This is a genomic window from Xanthomonas graminis pv. graminis (assembly GCF_030168915.1).
Classification (GTDB): Bacteria; Pseudomonadota; Gammaproteobacteria; order Xanthomonadales; family Xanthomonadaceae; genus Xanthomonas_A; species Xanthomonas_A translucens.
On sequence record NZ_CP076255.1, the window covers coordinates 1,522,444 to 1,544,940 of the forward strand.

The 22,497-nt window shown below is 69.0% G+C and carries 12 protein-coding genes and 3 pseudogenes; 8 read left to right on the forward strand and 7 right to left on the reverse strand.

Annotated elements, in window-relative coordinates:
• Positions 1-24 precede the first annotated feature (24 nt).
• Together KHF85_RS06625 and katG are read right to left on the reverse strand one after the other, a co-directional pair.
• Positions 25-951, reverse strand: a complete 927-nt coding sequence (locus KHF85_RS06625) for an IS110 family RNA-guided transposase (RefSeq protein ID WP_284566813.1) — start codon at positions 949-951, stop codon at positions 25-27.
• A 785-nt stretch (positions 952-1,736) separates the two neighbouring features.
• Positions 1,737-3,983 carry a catalase/peroxidase HPI gene (gene katG / locus KHF85_RS06630; protein ID WP_284568972.1) on the reverse strand — a complete coding sequence of 749 codons (2,247 nt, stop codon included), beginning with the start codon at positions 3,981-3,983 and terminating at the stop codon, positions 1,737-1,739.
• Positions 3,984-4,420: 437 nt separating this feature from the next.
• Here katG and KHF85_RS06635 point away from each other — a divergent pair.
• Both KHF85_RS06635 and KHF85_RS06640 read left to right on the forward strand, forming a co-directional pair.
• Positions 4,421-5,114: pseudogene (locus KHF85_RS06635) on the forward strand (helix-turn-helix transcriptional regulator).
• A 58-nt stretch (positions 5,115-5,172) separates the two neighbouring features.
• Complete coding sequence (locus KHF85_RS06640; protein ID WP_284568973.1) at positions 5,173-5,829, forward strand: glutathione S-transferase family protein; 657 nt, start codon at positions 5,173-5,175, stop codon at positions 5,827-5,829.
• A gap of 97 nt (positions 5,830-5,926) precedes the next feature.
• Here the strand turns inward: KHF85_RS06640 and mutS are convergent, their stop codons facing one another.
• Entirely contained in the window at positions 5,927-8,539 is a 2,613-nt protein-coding gene (mutS, locus tag KHF85_RS06645) for a DNA mismatch repair protein MutS (protein ID WP_284568974.1), read from the reverse strand.
• A 180-nt stretch (positions 8,540-8,719) separates the two neighbouring features.
• Between mutS and KHF85_RS06650 the strand changes: the two genes are divergently transcribed.
• The gene (locus tag KHF85_RS06650; protein WP_284568975.1) at positions 8,720-10,648 is read left to right on the forward strand and encodes an alpha-L-fucosidase; all 1,929 of its coding nucleotides are present in this window, start codon (positions 8,720-8,722) and stop codon (positions 10,646-10,648) included.
• A 330-nt stretch (positions 10,649-10,978) separates the two neighbouring features.
• Here the strand turns inward: KHF85_RS06650 and KHF85_RS06655 are convergent, their stop codons facing one another.
• Positions 10,979-11,875, reverse strand: a complete 897-nt coding sequence (locus tag KHF85_RS06655; protein ID WP_284568976.1) for a LysR family transcriptional regulator — start codon at positions 11,873-11,875, stop codon at positions 10,979-10,981.
• Between the two features lie 102 nt (positions 11,876-11,977).
• Between KHF85_RS06655 and KHF85_RS06660 the strand changes: the two genes are divergently transcribed.
• Together KHF85_RS06660 and KHF85_RS06665 are read left to right on the forward strand one after the other, a co-directional pair.
• The gene (locus KHF85_RS06660) at positions 11,978-12,985 is read left to right on the forward strand and encodes a YeiH family protein (RefSeq protein WP_284568977.1); all 1,008 of its coding nucleotides are present in this window, start codon (positions 11,978-11,980) and stop codon (positions 12,983-12,985) included.
• A 302-nt stretch (positions 12,986-13,287) separates the two neighbouring features.
• Positions 13,288-14,289, forward strand: a complete 1,002-nt coding sequence (locus KHF85_RS06665) for a cation diffusion facilitator family transporter (protein WP_284568978.1) — start codon at positions 13,288-13,290, stop codon at positions 14,287-14,289.
• Between the two features lie 109 nt (positions 14,290-14,398).
• On the opposite strand, the pseudogene KHF85_RS06670 reads toward KHF85_RS06665, so the two are convergent.
• The 3 genes and pseudogenes from KHF85_RS06670 to KHF85_RS06680 all read right to left on the reverse strand — a co-directional run.
• Positions 14,399-14,590: pseudogene (locus KHF85_RS06670) on the reverse strand (hypothetical protein); the annotation flags it as partial.
• A gap of 225 nt (positions 14,591-14,815) precedes the next feature.
• Positions 14,816-16,402 (reverse strand): annotated as a pseudogene (locus KHF85_RS06675) (choice-of-anchor Q domain-containing protein).
• Positions 16,403-16,943: 541 nt separating this feature from the next.
• Complete coding sequence (locus KHF85_RS06680; protein ID WP_284568979.1) at positions 16,944-19,007, reverse strand: 3-hydroxyacyl-CoA dehydrogenase NAD-binding domain-containing protein; 2,064 nt, start codon at positions 19,005-19,007, stop codon at positions 16,944-16,946.
• Between the two features lie 238 nt (positions 19,008-19,245).
• On the opposite strand from KHF85_RS06680, the gene rpoE reads away from it, so the two are divergent.
• The 3 genes from rpoE to KHF85_RS06695 all read left to right on the forward strand — a co-directional run bounded on the left by rpoE (position 19,246) and on the right by KHF85_RS06695 (position 22,497).
• A complete protein-coding gene (rpoE, locus tag KHF85_RS06685) occupies positions 19,246-19,866 on the forward strand; it encodes an RNA polymerase sigma factor RpoE (protein WP_053835168.1) in 621 nt (206 codons plus the stop codon).
• Positions 19,863-20,828, forward strand: a complete 966-nt coding sequence (locus KHF85_RS06690) for a sigma-E factor negative regulatory protein (protein WP_284568980.1) — start codon at positions 19,863-19,865, stop codon at positions 20,826-20,828. The genes rpoE and KHF85_RS06690 overlap by 4 nt, the downstream gene beginning before the upstream one ends.
• A 100-nt stretch (positions 20,829-20,928) precedes the next feature.
• Positions 20,929-22,497: a DegQ family serine endoprotease gene (locus KHF85_RS06695; protein WP_284568981.1), complete on the forward strand. Its 1,569-nt coding sequence runs from the start codon at positions 20,929-20,931 to the stop codon at positions 22,495-22,497.

The following is a 22,497-nucleotide window of genomic DNA, read 5'->3' on the forward strand; positions in this document are numbered from 1 at the left end:
GTGTTTGTAGGAGCAACTGTCTTCTCATCCGATAACCTCACGCCATGGTGTGCGATCTCGTGCCATGGCGTTGAGTCGGATAAGCAGCACGCGCATGCATGCGGTGATGGCGACCTTGGCGGGCTTGCCGCGTGCCCGTAACTGTTGATAACGCTCCTTGAAGGAGGCTTGAGTGCGCACAACGCTCCAACAGGCCATGTACAGCACTCGTCGGATCGTGGCACGCCCGCCGCGGATGCGGCGTTTGCCGCAGTGCTGCCCGCTGTCCACGTTGTAGGGAGCCAGGCCGACCAGGGCCGCGATCTGGCGACGATCCAGCGTCCCCAGTTCGGGCAGATAGGCCATCAGGCTGGCGGTGGTGACCTCGCCGATGCCCGGGACCGTGCCCAGGGCGTGCGCCAGCGCATCGTCGAGCTGGCACCGCACCTGCTTGATCGCCTGGTTCATCCGCTGGATACGGCGGCGCACGTCGCCGATCTGCTCGATCAGGCACGCGCGCACCATGGCCAGGGTCGCCTGATGCAAGCGACGGCGCTCGTCGTCACGTTGCTGGACCAGTTGCTCGCGGCGCTGGACCAGCATGCGCAGTTGCTCACGCAAGGGATCGGGAGCCGGCGCGGGCGCTTGCACCAGGTGAGCCATGCGCGCCAGCAAGGCCGCATCCAGCGGATCGGTCTTGGCGGTTGTGCCCAAGGCCGTGGCGAAAGCGCGTGCCCGGCGCGGATTGATCCGGGTCACCGGGATCCCTGCCGTGGCCAGTGCCGTCATCACCGCCCGTTCGTAGCCGCCGGTGGCCTCCAGCAGCGCGTTGCCGACGCAGTGCCCGGCAAGGTGGTCGCACAGGCGCTGGTGGCCCTGGGCGGTATTGGGAAAGGACAGCAACTGGTCCAGGGGAAGCACGTGGACGGCCAAGGTGTCCTTGGCCACATCGATACCGATCCAAAGAGGCATAAGCGTTAGGTAGACTGGGGGACAGGAGAGAGCCACCTCGTCGCTGCCCACGCTTGTGAAGTTCGAGCGAACGCTCGTTCAACTGTTCGGGCTAGGCAACGAGGTCGATGTGCGGCCGCCCTGGCTCCTACACGTGCTTGAACACTACGGCCTGTCGGCGTGCCGCACATCGCTCTCCACTCAAACTGTAGAGCAATCTCCAGACACAAGCGGCTTCAGCCGCGACGAACGAAGCGGTGCACTTCCCGATGCAGCATGCAGTCGGGACTGAAGTCCCTCCCACAAATGGCATCGCACTCTGCCTCGCTGGTAATCCCTGTAGGAGCGGCTTCAGCCGCGACGAACGAAGCGGTGTTCTTCCCGATGCAGCATGCAGTCGGGACTGAAGTCCCTCCCCCAAACGGCGTCGCAAGTCGCCTCGCTGGCAATCCCTGTAGGAGCGGCTTCAGCCGCGACGAACGAAGCGGTGCACTTCCCGATGCAGCATGCAGTCGGGACTGAAGTCCCTCCCACAAATGGCATCGCACTCTGCCTCGCTGGGAATCCCTGTAGGAGCGGCTTCAGCCGCGACGAACGAAGCGGTGTTCTTCCCGATGCAGCATGCAGTCGGGACTGAAGTCTCTCCCGCAAATGGCGGCGCACTTCGCCTCGCTGGGAATTCCTGTGGGAGCGACTTCAGTCGCGACGAACGAAGCGGTGGACCCAATGGCTTCGAAGCGCGTCGTGACTGAAGTCACCCTACAGTGCACCCAGCCGCCTTGGCGATGCCCGGCCTGTCGCAGGACTCACGCCGCCAAGTCGAAACGATCCAGCTGCATCACCTTGCTCCACGCGGCGACGAAGTCGCGCACGAACTTCTCCTGCGCATCGGCACTGGCATACACCTCGGCCAGCGCGCGCAGGATCGCGTTGGAACCGAACACCAGGTCCGCGCGCGTGCCGGTCCACTTCTGTTCGCCGCTGGCGCGGTCGCGGCCTGCGTACACCTCCCTGGTGTCAGAGGTCACCTTCCACTCGATGCCCATGTCCAGCAGGTTGGCGAAGAAGTCGTTGCTCAGCGTGTCGCTGCGCCTGGTGAACACGCCGTGCGCCGATTGCCCGACATTGGCGCCGAGCACGCGCAGCCCGCCGACCAGCACGGTCATCTCCGGTGCGGTCAGGGTCAGCAACTGCGCCTTGTCGATCAGCAGCGCCTCGGCCGGCACCGCGTAGCGGCGCTTGCTGTAGTTGCGGAAGCCATCGGCGATCGGCTCCAGCACCGCGAACGATGCGACGTCGGTCTGCGCCTGCGTGGCATCCATGCGCCCCGGCACGAACGGCACGGTCAGCGTCTGCCCCGCGTTCTTCGCGGCCTGCTCGACCGCGGCGGCACCGCCGAGCACGATCAGGTCGGCCAGCGAGATCTTCTTGCCGCCGCTCTGCGCGCCGTTGAACTGCGCCTGGATGCGCTCCAGCACGGACAGCACCTGCGCCAGCTGTTCGGGCTGGTTGACCTCCCAGTCCTTTTGCGGCGCCAGGCGAATGCGCGCGCCGTTGGCGCCGCCGCGCTTGTCCGAGCCGCGGAAGGTGGACGCCGCGGCCCACGCGGTCGAAACCAGCTGCGCGATGCTCAGGCCGGAACCGAGCAACGTGTGCTTCAGCGCGGCAATGTCCCGCGCATCGACCAGCGCGTGATCCAGCGCGGGGATCGGATCCTGCCAGACCAGTTCTTCGGCCGGTACCTCGGGACCCAGGTAGCGCGCACGCGGCCCCATGTCGCGGTGGGTTAGCTTGAACCAGGCGCGGGCGAAGGCATCGGCGAACTGCTCGGGGTGTTCCAGGAAGCGGCGCGAGATCGCGGCGTAGGCCGGGTCGAAGCGCAGCGCCAGGTCGGTGGTGAGCATGGTCGGCAGATGTTTCTTCGTCGCATCGTGCGCGTCCGGGATCAGCGCCTGCGCGTTCTTCGCCACCCACTGGTACGCGCCGGCCGGGCTCTTGCTCAGTTCCCACTCGAACTTGAACAGGTGTTCGAAGAAGTCGTTGCTCCACTGCGCCGGAGTGGTGGTCCAGGTGACCTCCAGGCCGCTGGTGATGGTGTCGCCGCCCTTGCCGCTACCGAAGCTGTTGTGCCAGCCCAGGCCCTGCGCGCCCAGGTCGCTGGCTTCGGGCTCGGGGCCGACGTGGTCGGCCGGGCCGGCGCCGTGGGTCTTGCCGAAGGTGTGGCCGCCGGCGATCAGCGCCACGGTCTCTTCGTCGTTCATCGCCATGCGCGCGAAGGTGTCGCGGATGTCCTTGGCCGCGAGCAGCGGATCGGGATTGCCGTCCGGGCCTTCCGGATTGACGTAGATCAGGCCCATCTGCACCGCGGCCAGCGGGTTCTCCAGGTTGCGGCTATGCCGCACTTCGCTGTCGTCGTCCATGACCAGCACGGCGTGCGCTTCTTCCACGCCCGGCGAGCCGCGCGCGTAGCGCGCGTCGCCGCCTAGCCACTTGTTCTCGCGGCCCCAGTACACGTCCTGGTCCGGCTCCCGGGTATCTTCGCGGCCGCCGGCGAAACCGAAGGTCTTGAAGCCCATCGATTCCAACGCGACGTTGCCGGCGAGGATCAGCAGGTCGGCCCAGGAGATCGCCTGGCCGTACTTCTGCTTGATCGGCCACAGCAGGCGCCGCGCCTTGTCCAGGTTCACGTTGTCCGGCCAGCTGTTGAGCGGAGCGAAGCGCTGCTGGCCGCGGCCGCCGCCGCCACGGCCGTCGCCAGTGCGGTAGGTGCCGGCGCTATGCCAGGCCATGCGCACGAACAACGGGCCGTAGTGGCCGAAATCGGCCGGCCACCAGTCCTGCGAATCGGTCATCAGCGCCTGCAGGTCCTGCTTCAGCGCCTGCAGGTCGAGGCCGTTGAACGCCTTGGCGTAGTCGAACGTCTCGCCGAGCGGATTGGACTTTGACGAATGCTGGCTCAGCAGATCCACGCGCAACTGCTGCGGCCACCAGTCCTTGTTGGTGGTGCCGCTGCTGGCGGCGCTGTGGAACGGGCACTTCGATTCGCTGGTCATGGCTGGGCTACCTTGATGGAGGCTGGGTGGCTGCGCGCCGTGGTCGGACGGTGCGCGGGAGTGCGGGGCCGGGCGCCTGGATGCAGGGAGTGCAAGCATGACGCGCAGCGATTGGAAGACACCATAGGCTTGCGCGTTTCGGTAGGGAATTCGAATGATCCTACGGTATTGATAGATATTGCCTATTAAATGGCGGGGCGTAGCGACATGAGGATCGCCATGGACCGTGTCCGCGTTTTGACCGGATCGTGCCGATCGATCCTGGCACCGGCACGCACCGTGCGTGCCTGGATCGGCTGGCCGCGGCAAGCCTGGCGATCCGCTGCCGCAGCGTGGCGACACGCTGGCCGGCCGCCGGCGCCTGGCAAGCGCAGCGCGAGGGCGGCCGCCGCGCCGGCATCGATCGGAACACGGCCAAAGCACACTATCCTGTCGCGATGGCCATCCGCGCGACCCGCCTGCTGCACCTGCTCGACGCCTTGCGCGGGCGCCGCCGGCCGGTGGCCGGTGCCCAGCTCGCCACCACGCTGGGGGTCAGCCTGCGCACGCTGTACCGCGATATCGCGACCTTGCGCGCGCAGGGTGCCGACATCCTCGGCGATCCCGGCGTCGGCTACGTGCTGCGGCCCGGCTTCCTGCTGCCGGCGTTGAACTTCAGCGAGGACGAACTGGAGGCGCTGACCCTGGGCGCGCTGGGTGGCACGCCAGGCCGATCCGGAACTGGCGCAGGCGGCGCAGCGCGCGGTGGCGCGGATCGCGGCCACGCTGCCCGGCACGCTGCGGTTGGCGATCGAGACCAGCGGACTGCTGGTGCCGGCCGCCGCAGACCTGCCGCCGCCGGCGCCGTGGCTGCCGGTGCTGCGGCATGGCATCCGTCTCGAGCACGTGCTGCGCATGGACTACACCGATGCCAACGGCGCGGCCTCGCAACGGTTGATCTGGCCGTTCGCGATGGCCTTCTTCGGCGGCTACGGCATGATCGCCGCGTGGTGCGAACTGCGCCGCGATTTCCGCCACTTCCGCGCCGACCGGGTGCTGGCCTTGGCCGACGACGGCGAACGCTATCCCTCGCGCCGGCATCTGCTGATCAAGCGCTGGCGCGCGGCCACCGGCTACGGCGCCGACTGTTGACAGCACCTGTCAGCAGGGCAGGACCAGACTGCAGGCTGTTCACAACGGAAGTCTGCCCATGTCCACCGAGATCGTGCTCTACACCCACCCCCTGTCGCGCGGCCGCGTCGCCCGCTGGATGCTGGAGGAAACCGGCCTGCCGTACCAGGCGGTCATCCTCGACTACGGCACCACGATGAAGGCGCCGGCCTATCTGGCGATCAACCCGATGGGCAAGGTGCCGGCGCTGCGCCACGGCGCCGCCGTGGTCACCGAGAACGCAGCGATCTGCGCCTATCTGGCCGACCTGGTACCGGAGCGGCAACTGGCGCCGCCACCGGGATCGCCGGCACGCGCCGACTACTACCGCTGGCTGTTCTTCCTGGCCGGGCCGGTCGAGGGACTGTTGACCGCGAAGGAAGGTGGCGCGCTGGCACCGGCACGCAGCGCCGGCTATGGCCGCGAGGCCGACCTGTTGCAGACCCTGGAGCAGGCGGTCGCGGGGGGCGACTACCTGGCGGGCGACCGCTTCAGCGCGGCCGACCTGTACACGGCGGCGCTGCTGAGCTTCTACATGCGCGTCGGCATGCTCGAGCCGCGTCCCGCATTCGTGGCCTTCGCACAACGGCATGCCGCCCGGCCTGCGGCGCTGCGTGCCAACGCCATCGACGCTGCGTTGATCGCGACGCACCCGAAGCCGGACATGCCGGCGAGCGTGTTGCCGGCTAGCGGCTAGGGGAATGCGGTCTGCTCAGCGCTTGCGTGTGCTGCGCCGCCGGACCCTCACCCCAACCCCTCTCCAGATAGGAGAGGGGCCAAGGCCGCACGCCGCGCTACAGCAGCGACTTGAGCCGGTACAGCGCTTCCAGTGCCTGCTTGGGCGTCAGCTCGTCCGGATCCAGCGCCGCCAGCGCGTCCTGCGCCGCCGACGGGGCGGCGGCGAACAAGCCGAACTGCTGCGGCGCGTCCAGCGCCTGCGGCGCCATCTGCGAGGCGTGGCTCTCGCCGCCGCGCTGCTCCAGTTCCGCCAGCCGCCGCCGCGCCTGCGCGACCGTGCTTTTCGGCAGGCCGGCCAGCGCCGCCACCTGCAGGCCGAAACTGCGGTTGGCCGGGCCGTCCTTGACCGCGTGCATGAACACCAGTTTGTCGCCGTGCTCGACCGCGTCCAGGTGCACGTTGGCGATCCCGCTGGCACCGCCTTCGACCGATTCGTCGGCCAATGCGGTCAGTTCGAAATAATGCGTGGCGAACAAGGTGTAGCAGCGGTTGTGATGGGCCAGGTGGCGCGCCACCGCGTCGGCCAGGGCCAGGCCGTCGTAGGTGGAGGTGCCGCGGCCGATCTCGTCCATCAGCACCAGCGACTGCGCGCTGGCGTGGTGCAGGATGTAGCTGGTCTCGGCCATCTCGACCATGAAGGTGGACTGGCCGCGCGCCAGGTCGTCGCCGGCGCCGATGCGGGTCAGGATGCGGTCGATCGGGCCGATCACCGCGCGCGTGGCCGGCACGTAGCTGCCGATGTGCGCCAGCAGCACGATCAACGCGTTCTGGCGCATGTAGGTGGATTTACCGCCCATGTTCGGGCCGGTGATGACCAGCATGCGCCGCTGCGGATGCAGATCCAGGTCGTTGGGTTCGAACGGTTGCTCGCGCACCGCTTCCACCACCGGATGGCGGCCGCGTTCGATGCGCAGGCATGGCGCGGTGTCCAGTTCCGGCTGCGCCCAGTCCAGCGCCTGCGCGCGCTCGGCGAAGCCGGCCAGCACGTCCAGTTCGCTGAGCGCGGCGGCGGCGCGCTTGAGCGGTTCCAGGCGATCGCCCAGGGTGTCCAGCAGCGCTTCGTACAGCAGCTTCTCGCGCGACAGCGCGCGTTCGCGCGCCGACAGCACCTTGTCCTCGAAGTTCTTCAGTTCCTCGGTGATGTAGCGTTCGGCGTTGGTCAGGGTCTGCCGCCGCGTGTAGTGCACCGGTGCCTTGTCGGCCTGGCCCTTGCTGATCTCGATGTAGTAGCCGTGCACGCGGTTGTAGCCGACCTTCAGCGTGGCGATGCCGCTGCTGGCGCGCTCGCGCGCTTCCAGGTCGATCAGGAACTGGTCGGCGTGGGTGCTGAGCCGGCGCAGTTCGTCCAGCTCGGCGTCGTAGTCGGCGGCGATGACGCCACCGTCGCTGAGCTTGAGCGGCGGCTGCTCGGCGATCGCCGAGGCCAGCAGGTGCGCGATCTCGTCGTGCTGGCCCAGTTCCGCGGCCAGTGCGGCCAGCCGCGGCGAATCCAGCGGCGTCAGGATCGTGCGTACCGCCGGCAGCAGGCCCAGGCCGTCGCGCAGCGTGGAGAAGTCGCGCGGGCGCGCCGAGCGCAGCGCCACCCGGGTGAGGATGCGTTCGATGTCGCCGAGCGCGCGGAACGCATCGCGCAGATCGGAATCCGCGCCGCGATCGATCAGTGTGCCGACCGCGTGGTGGCGCTGCACCAGCACCTCGCGCAGGCGCAGCGGGCGGTGCAGCCAGCGCCGCAGCAGGCGCCCGCCCATCGGCGTGACCGTGCTGTCGAGCACGCCGAGCAAGGTGTTGCGGGTGTCGCCGTCCACCCGCGTGTCCAGCTCCAGATGGCGGCGGGTGGCGGCGTTCATCGCGATCGCCTCGGCCGCGGTTTCCATCGCGATCGCGGTCAGGTGCGGCAGGCGCTGCTTCTGCGTCTCCTCCACGTAGCCGAGCAGGGCGCCGGCGGCGGCGGTGGCGCGCGGCTTGTCGTCGATGCCGAAGCCGCTGAGATCGTGCAACTGGAAGAAGTTGAGCAACTGGCGGCGGCCGCTGTCGGCGTCGAACAGCCATGGCGCGCGGCGGCGCACGCCGCGGCGCTCGCGCAGGAATTCCGGCCATTGGTCCTCGTCGGGCACCAGCAGCTCGGCCGGCTCCAATCGGGCCAGTTCCGCTTCCAGCGCGTCCTCGCTATCGACTTCGTTGACCAGGAAACGGCCGCCGGCCAGATCGGCCCAGGCCAGACCGTAGCCGTGCTTGTTGCGCGCGATCGCCATCAGCAAGGTGTCGCGGCGCTCGTCGAGCAGCGCCTCGTCGGTGACCGTACCCGGGGTGACCACGCGCACCACCTTGCGTTCGACCAAGCCCTTGGCCAGCGCCGGATCGCCGATCTGCTCGCAGATCGCCACCGACTCGCCCAGCGCCACCAGACGCGCCAGATAGCCCTCGTAGGCATGCACCGGCACCCCGGCCATCGGGATCGGCGCACCGCCGGAGCTGCCGCGCTGGGTCAGGGTGATGTCCAGCAGCCGCGCCGCCTTGCGCGCGTCGTCGTAGAACAGCTCGTAGAAATCGCCCATGCGGAAGAACAGCAGCAGGTCCGGGTACTCGGACTTGGCGGCGAAGAACTGCTTCATGAGCGGGGTGTGCTCCGCTGCGCTTCCAGGAACTTGGGGTTTCTCTCGATTCTGCATCGTATTCAATGGCTTGAAGGAATTCGGGATGACTGGCTGTGGGCAAGTATGGACGTGTGCAGCCAGCAAATGACAGGGTGGCGCCGCTCCGGCGTAGCGCCACCATCCGTGGCTTCGCGGCAGAACCCTTGCGCCGTTGGAAAAGCTAAGATCCGCGCTTGTATAGAGTCGGAGGCGCCAATGATCGATCGTCGTACCTTTCTTGCCACGGGTGTTGTGGCCGTCGCCGCGGGTTTCAGCGCATCCGCCACCCAGATCGCGGCTGCGCCGCGCCCGCAGGGGCCGGTGCCGTGGGGCGCGGTGCCCAGCGCGCGACAGCTGCGCTGGCATCGGTGGGAGCAATACGCCTTCGTGCACTTTGCGATGAACACCTTCACCGACAAGGAATGGGGCTACGGCGACGAAGATCCGCGCAAGTTCGATCCCAGCGATTTCTCTGCCGATCAAATCGTCGCCGCGGCCAAGGCCGGCAATCTGAAAGGGATCATCTTTACCGCCAAGCACCACGACGGGTTCTGCCTGTGGCCGACACGCCTGACCGAGCATTGCATTCGCAATTCGCCCTACAAGAACGGCAAGGGCGACATCGTCGGCGACATGGCCGCGGCGTGCCGACGCGCCGGTCTGGCCTTCGGTGTCTACCTGTCGCCCTGGGATCGCAACCACGCCGAGTATGGTCGTCCTGCCTATCTCGACTATTTCCGTAAGCAGATCGTCGAACTGTGCACGGGCTATGGCGACTTGTTCGAGTTCTGGTTCGACGGCGCCAATGGCGGCGACGGCTACTATGGCGGCGCGCGCGAAACCCGCAAGATCGATGCGCCGGCGTACTACAACTGGCCGCGGATGATCGAGCTGGTCCACCAGCACCAGCCGATGGCCTGCACCTTCGATCCGCTCGGCGCCGATATCCGCTGGGTCGGCAACGAGGACGGCGTTGCCGGCGATCCGTGCTGGCCGACCATGCCCAATGCGCCTTATACCCAGGAAAACGGCAACGCCGGCGTGCGCGGGGCGGCACTGTGGTGGCCGGCGGAAACCAATACCTCGATCCGCCCGGGCTGGTTCTACCATGCCGACGAAGACGGCAAGGTGCGCAGCCCGGAGAACCTGGTGCGCTATTTCGACACCTCTGTCGCGCGCGGCACCAACATGAACCTCAATCTTCCGCCGGACCGGCGCGGCCGCATCGCCGACCACGACGTGGCGGTGCTGCACAGCTTCGGCGACGCGATCCGCGCCAGCTTCGCCATCGATCTGGCCAAGGGCGCCAAGGCCAGCGCCAGCGCGTCTCGCGGCAAGGGCTTCGAGCCGGCGCGCGTGCTCGACCGCCAGCCGGACAGCTATTGGTCCACGCCGGACGAGGTCACCACGCCGACGCTGACGCTGGAACTGTCCGCGCTGCACAGCTTCGACCTGATCCGGTTGCGCGAATACCTGCCGCTGGGCGTGCGCGTCACCCGCTTCGCGATCGAAGCCGAGGTCGATGGGCAATGGCGGCGCTTGGCCGAAGCGCAATGCATCGGTGCGCAGCGGATCCTGCGGCTCGATCGCCCGGTCGCCGCGCGGCGTGTACGCCTGCTCGTGCTCGAGGCGCCGGTATGCCCGGCGATCAGCGAATTCGCGCTGTTCCGTGCGGTTGCGCCAGTTCCGGTCGCGCGGCCGATGGTGAACGCGCCGGACGTGCTGTCCAGCGCGGGTTGGCGAATCGTCGAGGCCAGCGCGCCTGGGGCAGAGACGTTGCTCGACGACGATGCCGGCACGGTCTGGATCGCGCCCGCGCCCACGCCTGGCCATCCGGCGCAGGTGACCATCGACCTCGGCACGCTGCGTCAAGTCGCCGGCTTCAGCCTCACCCCCTCGCGCACGGTGTTGAAGGGCGCGGCGCCGCCGAAAGGCTATCGCGCCGAAAGCAGCGAAGATGGCCAGCACTGGCAGTCGGCCGGCGGCGGTGAGTTGGCCAATATCGCTTATGCGCTCTCGACCCAGCGGCTGAATTTCCCCGAGGTCCGCCAGATCCGCTACCTGCGGCTGTCGTTCGCCGAAACCGCGCTGCCCGCCGAACGGCTGGCGATCGCCGGGATCGGTGCATTCTCGCGCTTGCGCTGATCGCTTGCGATCCCTCACCGCCATGCGCGGTGAGGGCATGCATCGCTGGGGCGACGCGGTTTCGCGGGCTTGGAGATGCTTGAGAGGCGTTGAGGATCGGTTTCGGGGTGACGCGTCAGCGCGTTCACCCCAGCGTGCGTCCGCATCGCTCCGGCCACGCTATGGGAGGCATCCCGGCGGCGTCGGCAGCCGTTGTGGAGATTTCGCCGGGGTGGCGTGGCGCCATTGCGTGGCCGCCGCAGCGGTTGCGCCACGTTCGCTTGCGCAAACCGGCGCAGTCGTGCGCGCGGCGCGCCCGCTTGCCGCGTCCGTACCGGTGCGCGATCGCCGTCAACCGCGTGCGGTGCTCTCGCCGCCGCTGTCGAGCAGGGCCGCGGCGGCGGCGCCGAGGCTGCGTTCGCGATGGCGTAGCGCATGGAAGGTCCGCGCGCCCAGTGCCGCGCCGACGCGTTGCAGGCGGCCACTGTCCAGCCAGGGCGCCGCGGCCAGTTGCGAGATCGCCGCCAGGCTGTGGCCGGCGTGCACCGCCGACAGCACCGCTTCGTTCGAGGGCAGGGTCAGCGCCACGCGCAGGCGTTCCGGCGCGACCCCGGCCGCGCTTAGCGCCGCCTCGAATTCCGAACGCGTGCCCGAGCCGGATTCGCGCATGATCCAGGTGCTGGCCTCGGCCAGCCGCGGCAGGCCCAGGCGCAGGCGTCCGGCCAGCGGATGGGTCGGCGCGGCGACCACCAGCAGGCGATCGTGGCCGAGCGTGGACAACTGCAACTGCGGGTCGTGCACGCCGCCCTCGACGAACCCCAGTTCCGCGCGTCCTGCGGCGACCGCGCGCGCCACGCTTTCGGTGTTGCCGACGCTCAGGCGGATTTCGATCTGCGGGAAGCGCGCATGGAATGCTACCAGCCGCATCGGCAGCCAGTAGCTGGCCACGGTCTGGCTGGCGTGCAGGTCGAGGGTGCCGCGCAGCACGCCGTGCCACTCGCTCAAGGCCAACTGCGCGGAGCGGGTACGCGCCAGGATCGCCTTGGCTTCCTCGAAGAACGCCGCACCGGCAGCGGTCAACACGATGCCGCGGCCGACCCGGTGGAACAGCGGCACGCCGTACTGGGTTTCCAGGGCCTTGATCGCGGCGCTGGCCGCCGACGGCGTGCGATGCGCGGCCTGCGCGCCAAGGGTCAGGTGCTGGCGTTCGGCGACGGCGACGAACAGGGCGAGTTGTTCCAGGGTCATGGCGGGATCGTTCGATTGGACCGAACGAACTATCCAGCATTATGCGATGGAATGACAGGATCGGCGGGCGCATCCTGCGGCCACTTCGACAGGGTGGCGGCCATGCACAAGACATCGGGTAACCTCATGGCGCTGCTGCCGGGGCTGCTGCTGGCGGTCGCGGTCGCGGCGCTGGCCGTGCTGGTGGAACGCATGCAACTGCGCTGGCTGGGCCGGCCGTGGATCGATGCGCTGGTGTTCGCGATCGCGCTCGGCACACTGCTGCGCACCGCCTCGCCGCTGCCGGCGCGTGCCGACGCCGGGATCGCCTTCGCCGCCAGGCTGCCGCTGGAAGTGGCGATCGTGCTGCTCGGCGCATCGGTCAGCGTCAGTGCGGTCGGCGCGGCTGGCGGCCTGCTGCTGGGGCTGATCGCGGCCACCGTGTTGCTGGCGATCGGCATCGGTTACGGCATCGGTCGCCTGCTCGGGTTGCCGGCACGGCTGGCCACGCTGGTGGCCTGCGGCAATGCGATCTGTGGCAACTCGGCGATCGTCGCCGCCGCGCCGGTGATCGACGCCGATTCGGACGAGGTGGCGGCCTCGATCGCGTTCACCGCGGCATTGGGGATCGTGGTGGTGCTGGCCTTGCCCTTGGCGCTGCCGCTGTTCGGACTGGATCAGCGGCACTACGGCATCCTCGCCGGCATGACCGTGTACGCGGTGCCGCAGGTGCTGGCGGCGACGCTGCCGGTGGGCGCCATCAGCGCGCAGGTCGGCGCGCTGGTCAAACTGATGCGGGTGGTGATGCTGGGACCGGTGCTGCTGCTGCTCGGCCTGCTCGGTGGCCGCCCGCGCGCTGCGCGGCTGCCGCTGCACCGCGTGTTGCCGTGGTTCGTGCTGGGCTTCGTCGGCCTGATGCTGCTGCGTTCCTCGGGTCTGTTGCCGTTGGCGCTGGCGGACGCGGCGCAGCGCGTTTCGGCGCTGTTGACCCTGCTGGCGATGGCGGCGCTGGGCCTGTCGGTGAACCTGCGCTCGGTGCTGGCCTCCGGCGGCCGGGTGCTGGCCGCGGGCACGCTGTCGCTGCTGGCGCTGGCCGGCATCAGCGCAGTGCTGGTGTGGTGGCTGCCGTGACGCGCGGGATTGCCGCAACCGCTTTAAACAGGCTGCATGCTGCCGGCATCCCGGAAAGAACGTGCCGATCCCCGTAACGCATCGCGCCGCGACGTTCGCGTGTGGCAGCGAATCCTGGCAACGGCGCGGCTGCCGCTGGATCGATACTTCACGCTGCGTCGCCTCGCCAACAGAGGTTCCAGCGTTGCATTTTACGCAGTGGCTTAATGGACCGGTCGGCATGCAGTCGCGGTGTAATAGTCTCCGCCGCAGGGCCGATCTAAGGTGGTGCATCTTCTTCGCACGCACCGCCAGGCCAGCCCATGGGACACGACCACAGCCACGCACCGACCCAGATCCGCCACGAGCAACCGCTGTGGTGGGCGCTGGGGCTGACCGCCACGTTCCTGCTGGTGGAGATCGCCGGTGCGTTCCTGACCAACAGCCTGGCGCTGCTGTCCGACGCCGCGCACATGGCCACCGATACCCTGGCGCTGATGATCGCGCTGGTCGCGGTGCGGCTGAGCCGGCGCCCGCCCGATGCCAAGCGCACCTACGGCTACGCGCGGCTGGAGGCGCTGGGCGCGCTGTTCAATGGCGGCATGCTGTTCGTGGTCGCCGCCTACATCCTGTGGGAGGCGGTGCAGCGCTTCCGCCAGCCGCAGGAGGTGGCCACGGTCGGCATGCTCGGCATCGCCGCGTTCGGCCTGCTGATCAATCTGATCTCGATGCGCCTGCTCAAGGCCGGCAGCGGCGAGAGCCTGAACATGAAGGGCGCCTACCTGGAAGTGTGGAGCGACATGCTCGGCTCGGTGGCGGTGATCCTCGGCGCGCTGGCGATCCGCCTCACCGGCTGGAAGGTGATCGACCCGATCCTGGCGGTGCTGATCGGCCTGTGGGTGCTGCCGCGCACCTGGGTGCTGCTGCGCGAGGCGGTCAACGTGCTGCTGGAAGGCGTGCCCAAGGGCATGGACATGGCCGCAGTGCGCGCCTATCTGCGCGGCGCGGCGGGCGTGGAGGACGTGCACGACCTGCACGTGTGGGCGCTGGCCTCGAGCACCCCTGCATTGACCGCGCACGTGGTGATCGCCGATGGCGCCGACGCCGACGCGCTGCGTGCGGCCCTGTGCGATGGCCTGCATGCGCGCTTCGACATCGACCACATCACCCTGCAGATGGAAGCCGGGCACTGCGGCGCGCAGCCGTGTGGTACGCCGGCGCGTGCTGCGCAGGGGACGCACGACGCACATGCGGATCACGATCACGACGATCACGACGGCCATGCGCATCGGCACGGCCATGCACATGGGCATTCGCATTCCTGACACCGGGCCAGGCGTCTCCCGCCTCCTGTAGGAGCGGCTTCAGCCGCGACAGGATCTATCGGTAACGCCTGTCGCGGCTGAAGCCGCTCCTACAGAACGAACGGCGAACTCAGGCCACCGGCTCGCGCAACACCGGCGCATCCCAGCCCAGGCGCGGCGCGAAGCGCTCGCCGTAGCGCGCCTGCAGCGCGCGCAGCCGCTCCAGCAGCGCGTCGGGGCCGGCGGCACGGATGTGCTGGATCGGGCCGGCGCGGAACGGGGCGAAGCCGGTGGCGAAGATCCCCACTGCGTCGAGTTCGTCGTTTTATGCCATCGCCGATCTTCCCAATGCGGTGGCCAGGACTTGCAACATGTCCACGCACGCCTGCTGAAGATGCGCAGGGCAGTGCAGCGGCCAGCTGCGCCGCCTCGTCGGCGATCAGAACGAGGGCAGGGACTCATCGGGACGCGCGATCGCGCGGTCGAACCGATCCGCTCGGTTCGACCGCGCATGCCATTCGCCTCTGGAAGGCGGCCGCAAGCGGTGTTACTTGATCTCCACCGCACCCAGATCGCACACGGCGGCATTGCGGGCAAGTCCGCGCTGATCGATGCTGCGGCAGTTGCTGCCAGCATCGCGCGCGGGGCTGTTGGCGGCAGGCAGCAGGGTGAGCGTCGGCCCGCCATTGCTGGCGGGCGCGGACAGCAGTGGATCGGCCGCCTTGACGTTGCCGGAGGTCAGGCAATGGGTCGGCCACACCGCCCCTTTGGCCGAATACTCGATGAGGTTGCCGCCGCTATTGCTCTGGTTGCTGCAGAATACGCTTTCGGTCTTCGAGAACAGAATGCTGTTGCGGATGTCGAACCTGTCGCCGAACAAGGTGGCCCCCGGTGTGTTCTTCGCGAAGGTGACGTTGTTGAAGCGGACGGTGGTGCTGCCCTGATCGCCGTTCGCCGGCCGCCAGCCGACATGCTGGATGGCCGCTCCCACGCCCTTGGCGAAGTTGCCGTAGAACGTGCTGTTGCTGACGTCGCACGCGCCGTAGCAGTCCAGGTACAACGCACCGGCATTGCCCTGCTGGGCCTTGTTGGAAAGGAAGCTGGTTTCGGAGACGTTGATGGTCCCCGGGGTGAGGATGGCCGTTCCGGAATGCGAGGCGTCGGTGAAGCCGATGCTGATGCGGGCGCCGCCGCCAGGCCCGCCGGTGGCGACGTTGTTCGCGAACGTCGAGTACTTCACATCGATGGTATCCGGCGCATAGGCCCAGAGCGTGGCACCACCGGAGCCGTTGGCGGCGACGTTGTTCTTGACCACCGTTCCGCACAGCGCCAGGGTGCCGCCGCTGCCCTTGCCGCCCTTGATGTAGCCGGCAAGGGAAGCGCCATCCGTATCGATGGCGCCGCCGCCGCCGAAGTTGCCCGCGTCGGGGAAGCCCTGCGGCGCGTTGATCGCTTGATTGCCGACGAACTCCGAGCCAACGATGTTCAGGCTGCTGAGCTGGGTGTAGAGCGCGCCGCCCAGCCACGACGAATTGCGTTGGAAGGAGCTGTTGACGATGGTCACCTGCGCATCGCTGCCGGCGAAGATGGCGCCACCGCCGATACTGCTGCGGTTGGACAGGAATTTGCTGTTGAGGACTTCCAGTTTGCCCTGGTAGCCGACCTTGATGGCGCCGCCGCCCCAGGTGCCCGGGTCGTAGGCGTGGTTCGACGCCGGCTGCACGGAACTGCCGTTCTGCATGGTCAGGTTACGCACCTACAGCGCGCTGCCGGCGTTCACCAGGAAGATTCTGGCGGACTGGCGGCCATCCAGGGTGATGCGTCCCTGGCCGTCGATCACCGTTGGATTCCTCGCACCGATCGTGATCGAACGGTCGATGGAAATGCTGGTCGGCTTCGCACCGCAATTGAAGGTGATGTAGCCGCCCTGCGCCGCGGCAGTGGAGAGCGCGCTGGCGCTGCAACTGGCAGGCGTGCCATTGCCGACGACCGTCGCCACGGCCGGGCGCGCCCAGGATGGCGGTACCGTGCATTGCGGCGCCGACGGGACCGCGGCGATCGCCATGCTGGCGGTCATGACCGCAAGGAGACCCACGGCGTTCGCCTGGGCATTGAGGGAGGGAGTGGTGATCATGACCATGCTCGATGGGGAAATGGGGGAGACAACGAGACCCGCAGCAGCAATCCCATTGTCATGGACGTCAATGACACCTTGAGTACGGCTGGCGGCCTCTGCCTGCTGGCGGGGCATAGCCTGCCCCGGCACGCGCCGTTCGATTCGGACGCCGTTACCAGATCGCACGATCCTGCGCGCAAGTCGTGCGGCAGCATGCGGATGTGCCGTGCGCAACACGGTTTCGATGCCGCGGATGGCACACTCCTGGCGCATGCGCCCCGCGCGACGCTGGCGCCTGGCGATGGCCGACGCAGCGCGCGGCAGCGGGCATGCCTGCGCTAAAGCGTCTGCAGGTGCTGGCGCAGGGGCTGCGCGCGCGCGCAACGCCTGCACCGGCACTGCCGGCATGTTGCCGAGCGTGCAATTTTTCGCAATCGAGTTTTTGGCGGTGACAGCCAGGCGCGACGGGCATTCCCGATAAGGCCGCGTCGCGACGGATGTCGCTCCGGCGATGATCCAGTTGCCTGCAACGACCGGGGAAACGCCCGTCGAACCGAGCTCAGGCCACCGGCTCGCGCAGCGCCGGCGCATCCCAGCCCGGGCGCGGCGCGAAACGCTCGCCGTAGCGTGCCTGCAATGCGCGCAGCCGCTCCAGCAGCGCATCGGCGCCGGCGGCGCGGATGTGCTGGATCGGGCCGCCGCGGAACGGGGCGAAGCCGGTGCCGAAAATCACCCCGGCATCGAGCAGGTCCGCATCGGCGACCACGCCATCGTGCAGGCAGGCCACCGCCTCGTTGAGCAGCGGCAGGATCAGGCGGTCTTCCAGATCGGCGGGCGCCTGGTAATCCTTGTCCACCTCCGGCTTCTTTGCACGCCCGTTCTCCCAGGCGTACAGGCCCTGGCCGTCCTTCTTGCCGCGCTTGCCCGGTTCCACCGTCTGCAGCGCGGCAGGGATCGGCAGGCCCAGGAACGGCGCCAGTTCCGCACCGACGCCCGCCGCCACGTCCAGGCCCACGGTGTCGATCAGTTCTATCGGCCCCATCGGCATGCCGAACGTCACCGCGGCCTTGTCGATCGCCGGGCCGGGGATGCCCTCGGCGTAGGCGGTGGCCGCTTCCAGCAGGTAGGGGAACAGCACCCGGTTGACCAGGAAGCCGGGCGTACCGGCCACCGGCACCGGCAGCTTGTCGATCGCCTTGCAGAACGCCGCCAGCCGCTTCTGGTTGTCGGCGGCCAGGCCGTCGTGGCAGACGATCTCCACCAGCGGCATCTGCGCCACCGGGTTGAAGTAGTGCAGGCCGGCGAATTGCGCCGGGCGCTGGATGTGTTCGCGCAGTTCGGTCAGCGGGATCGAGGAGGTGTTGGTGCTGAGCAGCGCAGCGGGTTGCATCCGCGGCTCCAGCGCCTGGTACAGCTCGCGCTTGGCCTGCGGATTCTCGACGATCGCCTCGATCACCAGGTCGGCCAGCGGCACGCCGTCGCCGCTCAGGTCGCCCTTCAGTCGCGCCGCCACCGCCGGGCGCTTGCTGTCGTCCTTGACTCGCTTGGCGAACAGTTCGCCGGCGCGGGTCAAGGCGCCATCGATGAAGCGCTGCTCGCGATCCTGCAGCGTCACCTCGAAGCCCTTGTAGGCCGACCAGGCGGCGATATCGCCGCCCATCACCCCGGCGCCGACCACGTGCACGTGGCGGATGCCGTGGTCCTTCCCGCCCAGCGCCTTGAGCCGCTCGGTGAGGAAGAAGATGCGGATCAGGTTGCGTGCGGTCGGCGTGCTCGCCAGCTTGACCACCGCCTTGCGCTCGGCGTCCAGCCGCGCCTGGATGCCGCCGCCGCCGCTGCGCTCCCACACGCCGATCAGCGCGTACGGTGCGGGGTAGTGTTCTCTGCGCGCCTTGCGCGCGACCTGCTTGCGCATCTGCGGCGCCAGCAGCTTGCGCGCCGGCCAGGTGTTGCTGGCCCAGGCAGTGGCGCGCTGCTTGAGCGGGCGCGTGCTGCCGGTCAAGGCCAGCGCCACTGCGGTATCGAGCAGCACCGCTGGCGCGGCGACCTTGTCGACCAGGCCCATCGCGCGGGCCGCCGACGCCGACACGCTGCGCCCGGTCAGCATCAGATCCATCGCCGCCGGCGCACCGATCAGCCGCGGCAGGCGCGCGCTGCCGCCCCAGCCGGGAAAGATGCCGAGCTTGGTCTCGGGCAGGCCGATGCGGGTGGAGGCGTCGCTGGAGGCGACCCGGTAGCGGCACGCCAGCGCGATCTCGGTGCCGCCGCCCATGCAGAAGCCATGGATCGCGGCGACCGTGGGGCAGGGCAGTTCGGCGAGTTTCTGGAAGGTGGCCTGGCCGCGGCGGATCGCGTCGTTGACGGTGCCGCGGCGGTCGAATTCCTGGAATTCCTTCAGATCCGCGCCGGCGATGAAGCCGTTGGCCTTGGCCGAGCGGATCACGACGCCCTTGGGCGGGTCGATGGCGATGCGTTCGAGCAGATCGCCCAACTCCAGCAGCACGTCCTGCGACAGCGCGTTGACGGGCGCGCCCTGGCGGTCGAGGCTGAGCACGACGACGCCGTCGTCGCGGATATCCGCTTGCCAGTGACTGAATCGGAGCCCGTCGAAGCCTGAAAGCATGGGGAGGACCATCCGCTGATGTATGGAGAAGATCGTTATCATCCAGAGGTTGTTTCCGTTGCGTCAAATCCCAATCCACAGGGGAGTGACGCGGGTCCCGCGACCGCTGGCATGCCGCCAGCCTAACGGAATGCGGGTTAACGTCGTGGGGCGGCGGTCCGCAGGGGCGCTGAACTTTTTTCCGAATTGGCGGTCAGATGGTCCGACGTAGGTTGGGCTGACAGGAGTGCGGCCCGTTATGGCCGATGTCGAAACACCTCAGGAGCTGGACCTGGAACTGGTCCGGCGTGTGCAGCGCGGCGAGAGCGCGGCGTTCGATGTGCTGGTGCGCAAGTACCAACACCGGATCGTCGGCCTGATCGGGCGCTACATCGCCGACTGGAGCGAATGTCAGGACGTGGCCCAGGACACCTTTATCCGCGCCTACCGCGCGATAGGGAACTTCCGCGGCGACGCCCAGTTCTCCACCTGGTTGCACCGGATCGCCGTGAACACCGCCAAGAACTATCTGGTTGCGCACAATCGCAGGCCGCCCACCGACGACGTCGACGTGCTCGACGCCGAGCAGTTCGACAGCGGCACGCGCTTGCGCGACACCGACACGCCCGAGCGCGAACTGATGCGCCAGGAGCTGGAACAGACGGTGATGAAGGCGGTCAATGCGTTGCCGGAAGAATTGCGTACCGCCATCACCCTGCGCGAGGTGGACGGGATGAGCTATGAGGACATCGCGCAGAAGATGGGTTGCCCGATCGGCACGGTGCGCTCGCGCATCTTTCGCGCGCGCGACGCCATCGACGCCGAACTCCGTCCCCTGCTGGATACCGACAGCGCCACTCGTGAGCGACACCGCGTATGACCGATAGCACCTCCATTCCCCAGCCCGCACCGACCCCGGGCGGCTCCGCCCCGGACAAGTTCGAACTGCATTACCGGCAGCAGCTGTCCGCGTTGATCGACGGCGAACTGCCGGCCGACGAAGCGCGCTTCGTGCTGCGCCGCTTGCAGCACGACGAGGAACTGTCCGGTTGCCACGAACGCTGGCAGCTGTACGGCGACATCCTGCGCGGCCGCGTATGCATGCCGGCGCCGGCCGATTTCGGCGAGCGCGTGCGCCAGGCGGTGGTGGCCGAGGCGCAGCGCGCCGACGCTGCGCGCGCCAGCCACGCCGCCGGCAGCCGTCGCGCCTGGCGCTGGGGCGGAAGTGCTGCGCTGGCGGCATCGGTCGCCGCGATCGCCTTGTTCTTGACCCGCGAGCGCCTGCCCGATGCGGCGCCCGCGGCAGCGCCCGTGCAGGTCGCCAGTTCGAGCGCTCCTGCCGCCGCGGCGCCCGCTGTCCCGGCCGCCGCCGTGCCGCAGGTGCCGACGCCGGCACCTGCGGATCCGCAGGGCGACCTCGGCGCGGCGGTCGCCGCGGCGCCGGCGGTGGCGATCGCCGCGAACCGGCGCCAGGACGCCGTTGCCCGGCGCGGCGCGACCCGCACCCAACAAGCCGCACGCAGCAGCACCGCGCGGTCCGCCGAGCCGGCGCGCGCGATCGCCGCCGCGGCCCCGCCGCGGCCTGCGGCCGCGCTGCCGGCCACCGCCACCGCCACCGCGGCGAGTCCGGCGCTCGCGCAGCAAGCGGCCGCCGATCCGTTCGTGCACCAGTCCACGCCGCTGCAGGCGCGGCCATGGCCGCGCTCGGCGCTGGCGCCGGCTGCGTCCGGTGGCGAGTTCACCGCCAGTTTCCCGCGCCACCGCGCGTCGGCGGCGTTCTATCCGTTCGAGCCGCGGTTGCCGGCCGACGCGGCGCCCGCGCCGTTGCCGCAGCAGCCTTGAACCCTGGCGTCGGTCGAAGCGCGTGCTTCGTTCCGGCGCGCGGTGCGCGCCGCACCGCCATTGTTTTCCTTCCCTTTCCCGAACCGGAGGCTCGCGTCCGATGACTCACCGTATCCGTAACCATCTGCTGGGCGTGTTGGCCCTGACCCTGCCGCTGACGGCCTGCGCGCAGCAGCCCGAGGCGGGCGCGCCGGCCGCGCCGCCGCCGGCCGCGCGCGCCGCGCCCGCGCCCGCGCCGCAGCTGGTCGCCGGCCTGCCCGATTTCACCAATCTGGTCGAACAGGTCGGGCCCGGCGTGGTCAACGTCGAGAGCACGATCAGCCGCAAGGCCGCGGCCACCCGCGCCGGCGCCGGCGGCATGCCCGACGACGCGCAGATCCCCGAATTCTTCCGCCGCTTCTTCGGCCCGGAAGGCATGCCCGGGCAACCGGGTCAGCCGGGCATGCCCGGCCAGCCGGGGCCGGACGACGACGCCACCCCCGGCGGGCGTTCGATGGGCTCTGGCTTCATCATCTCGGCGGACGGCTACGTGCTGACCAACCACCACGTGATCGATGGCGCCAGCGAGGTCAAGGTCAAGCTGACCGACCGCCGCGAGTTCACCGCCAAGGTGGTCGGCAGCGACCAGCAGTACGACGTGGCGCTGCTCAAGATCGACGGCAAGAATCTGCCGACGGTGCGCGTGGGCGATTCCAACCTGCTCAAGCCCGGCCAGTGGGTGGTCGCGATCGGTTCGCCGTTCGGCCTGGACCACTCGGTCACCGCCGGCATCGTCAGCGCTACCGGGCGCAGCAATCCCTACGCCGACCAGCGCTACGTGCCCTTCATCCAGACCGACGTGGCGATCAATCAGGGCAATTCCGGCGGCCCGCTGCTCAATACCCGCGGCGAGGTGGTCGGCATCAACTCGCAGATCTTCTCCGCCTCCGGCGGCTACATGGGCATCAGCTTCGCGATCCCGATCGACCTGGCGATGAGCGCGGTCGAGCAGATCAAGAAGACCGGCAAGGTCAGCCGCGGCATGCTCGGGGTGACCATGCAGCCGAACATCACCGATGTGGAGGCCAAGGGCCTGGGCCTGACCGACACCCGCGGCGCGCTGGTCAACGGCGTGCAGCCGGGCAGCGGCGCGGCCAAGGCCGGGATCGCGCCGGGCGATTTCATCGTTGCCTTCAACGGGCAGAAGATCAACACCCGCGAAGACCTGCCGCCGCTGGTGGGCATGCTGCCGCCGGGCAGCAAGGCGCGGGTCACGGTGATCCGCGACGGCAAGCCGCGCGACGTCAGCGTGACCCTGAGCGAACTCAGCGACGATGGCCTGGCCATGGGGCCGCAGCAACCGGGCCGCGGCGGGGCGGCGCCGGCGCCGCAGGCCGCGGAAAGCAGCGCGCTGGGCATCAGCGTCGAAGAGATCCCGGCGCCGGTGCGGCAGAAGCTCGGGCTGCGCGCGGACGAGGGCGTGCAGGTGGCGCAGGTGAGCCGCGCGGTGGCGAGCAAGTCGCAGCTGCGTCCGGGCATGATCGTGCTGCAGGTCGGGCGCACCCCGGTGTCCGACGCGGCGCAGTTCCGCAAGCTCACCGCCGGCGCGAAGAAGGGCGACGTGGTGATGCTGCTGGTGCGCGCGCCGGGCAGCCCGGCCAGCCAGTTCATCGCGATCAGCGTCGACTGA

Excerpts from the sequence above, each read along its gene's own strand:
- KHF85_RS06655 (WP_284568976.1), bottom strand. The coding sequence starts at position 11,875 with ATGACCCTGGAACAACTCGCCCTGTTCGTCGCCGTCGCCGAACGCCAG.
- mutS (WP_284568974.1), bottom strand. The coding sequence starts at position 8,539 with ATGCAGAATCGAGAGAAACCCCAAGTTCCTGGAAGCGCAGCGGAGCAC.
- KHF85_RS06660 (WP_284568977.1), top strand. The coding sequence starts at position 11,978 with ATGCACAAGACATCGGGTAACCTCATGGCGCTGCTGCCGGGGCTGCTG.
- KHF85_RS06650 (WP_284568975.1), top strand. The coding sequence starts at position 8,720 with ATGATCGATCGTCGTACCTTTCTTGCCACGGGTGTTGTGGCCGTCGCC.
- rpoE (WP_053835168.1), top strand. The coding sequence starts at position 19,246 with ATGGCCGATGTCGAAACACCTCAGGAGCTGGACCTGGAACTGGTCCGG.
- katG (WP_284568972.1), bottom strand. The coding sequence starts at position 3,983 with ATGACCAGCGAATCGAAGTGCCCGTTCCACAGCGCCGCCAGCAGCGGC.
- KHF85_RS06680 (WP_284568979.1), bottom strand. The coding sequence starts at position 19,007 with ATGCTTTCAGGCTTCGACGGGCTCCGATTCAGTCACTGGCAAGCGGAT.
- KHF85_RS06625 (WP_284566813.1), bottom strand. The coding sequence starts at position 951 with ATGCCTCTTTGGATCGGTATCGATGTGGCCAAGGACACCTTGGCCGTC.
- KHF85_RS06690 (WP_284568980.1), top strand. The coding sequence starts at position 19,863 with ATGACCGATAGCACCTCCATTCCCCAGCCCGCACCGACCCCGGGCGGC.
- KHF85_RS06695 (WP_284568981.1), top strand. The coding sequence starts at position 20,929 with ATGACTCACCGTATCCGTAACCATCTGCTGGGCGTGTTGGCCCTGACC.
- KHF85_RS06665 (WP_284568978.1), top strand. The coding sequence starts at position 13,288 with ATGGGACACGACCACAGCCACGCACCGACCCAGATCCGCCACGAGCAA.
- KHF85_RS06640 (WP_284568973.1), top strand. The coding sequence starts at position 5,173 with ATGTCCACCGAGATCGTGCTCTACACCCACCCCCTGTCGCGCGGCCGC.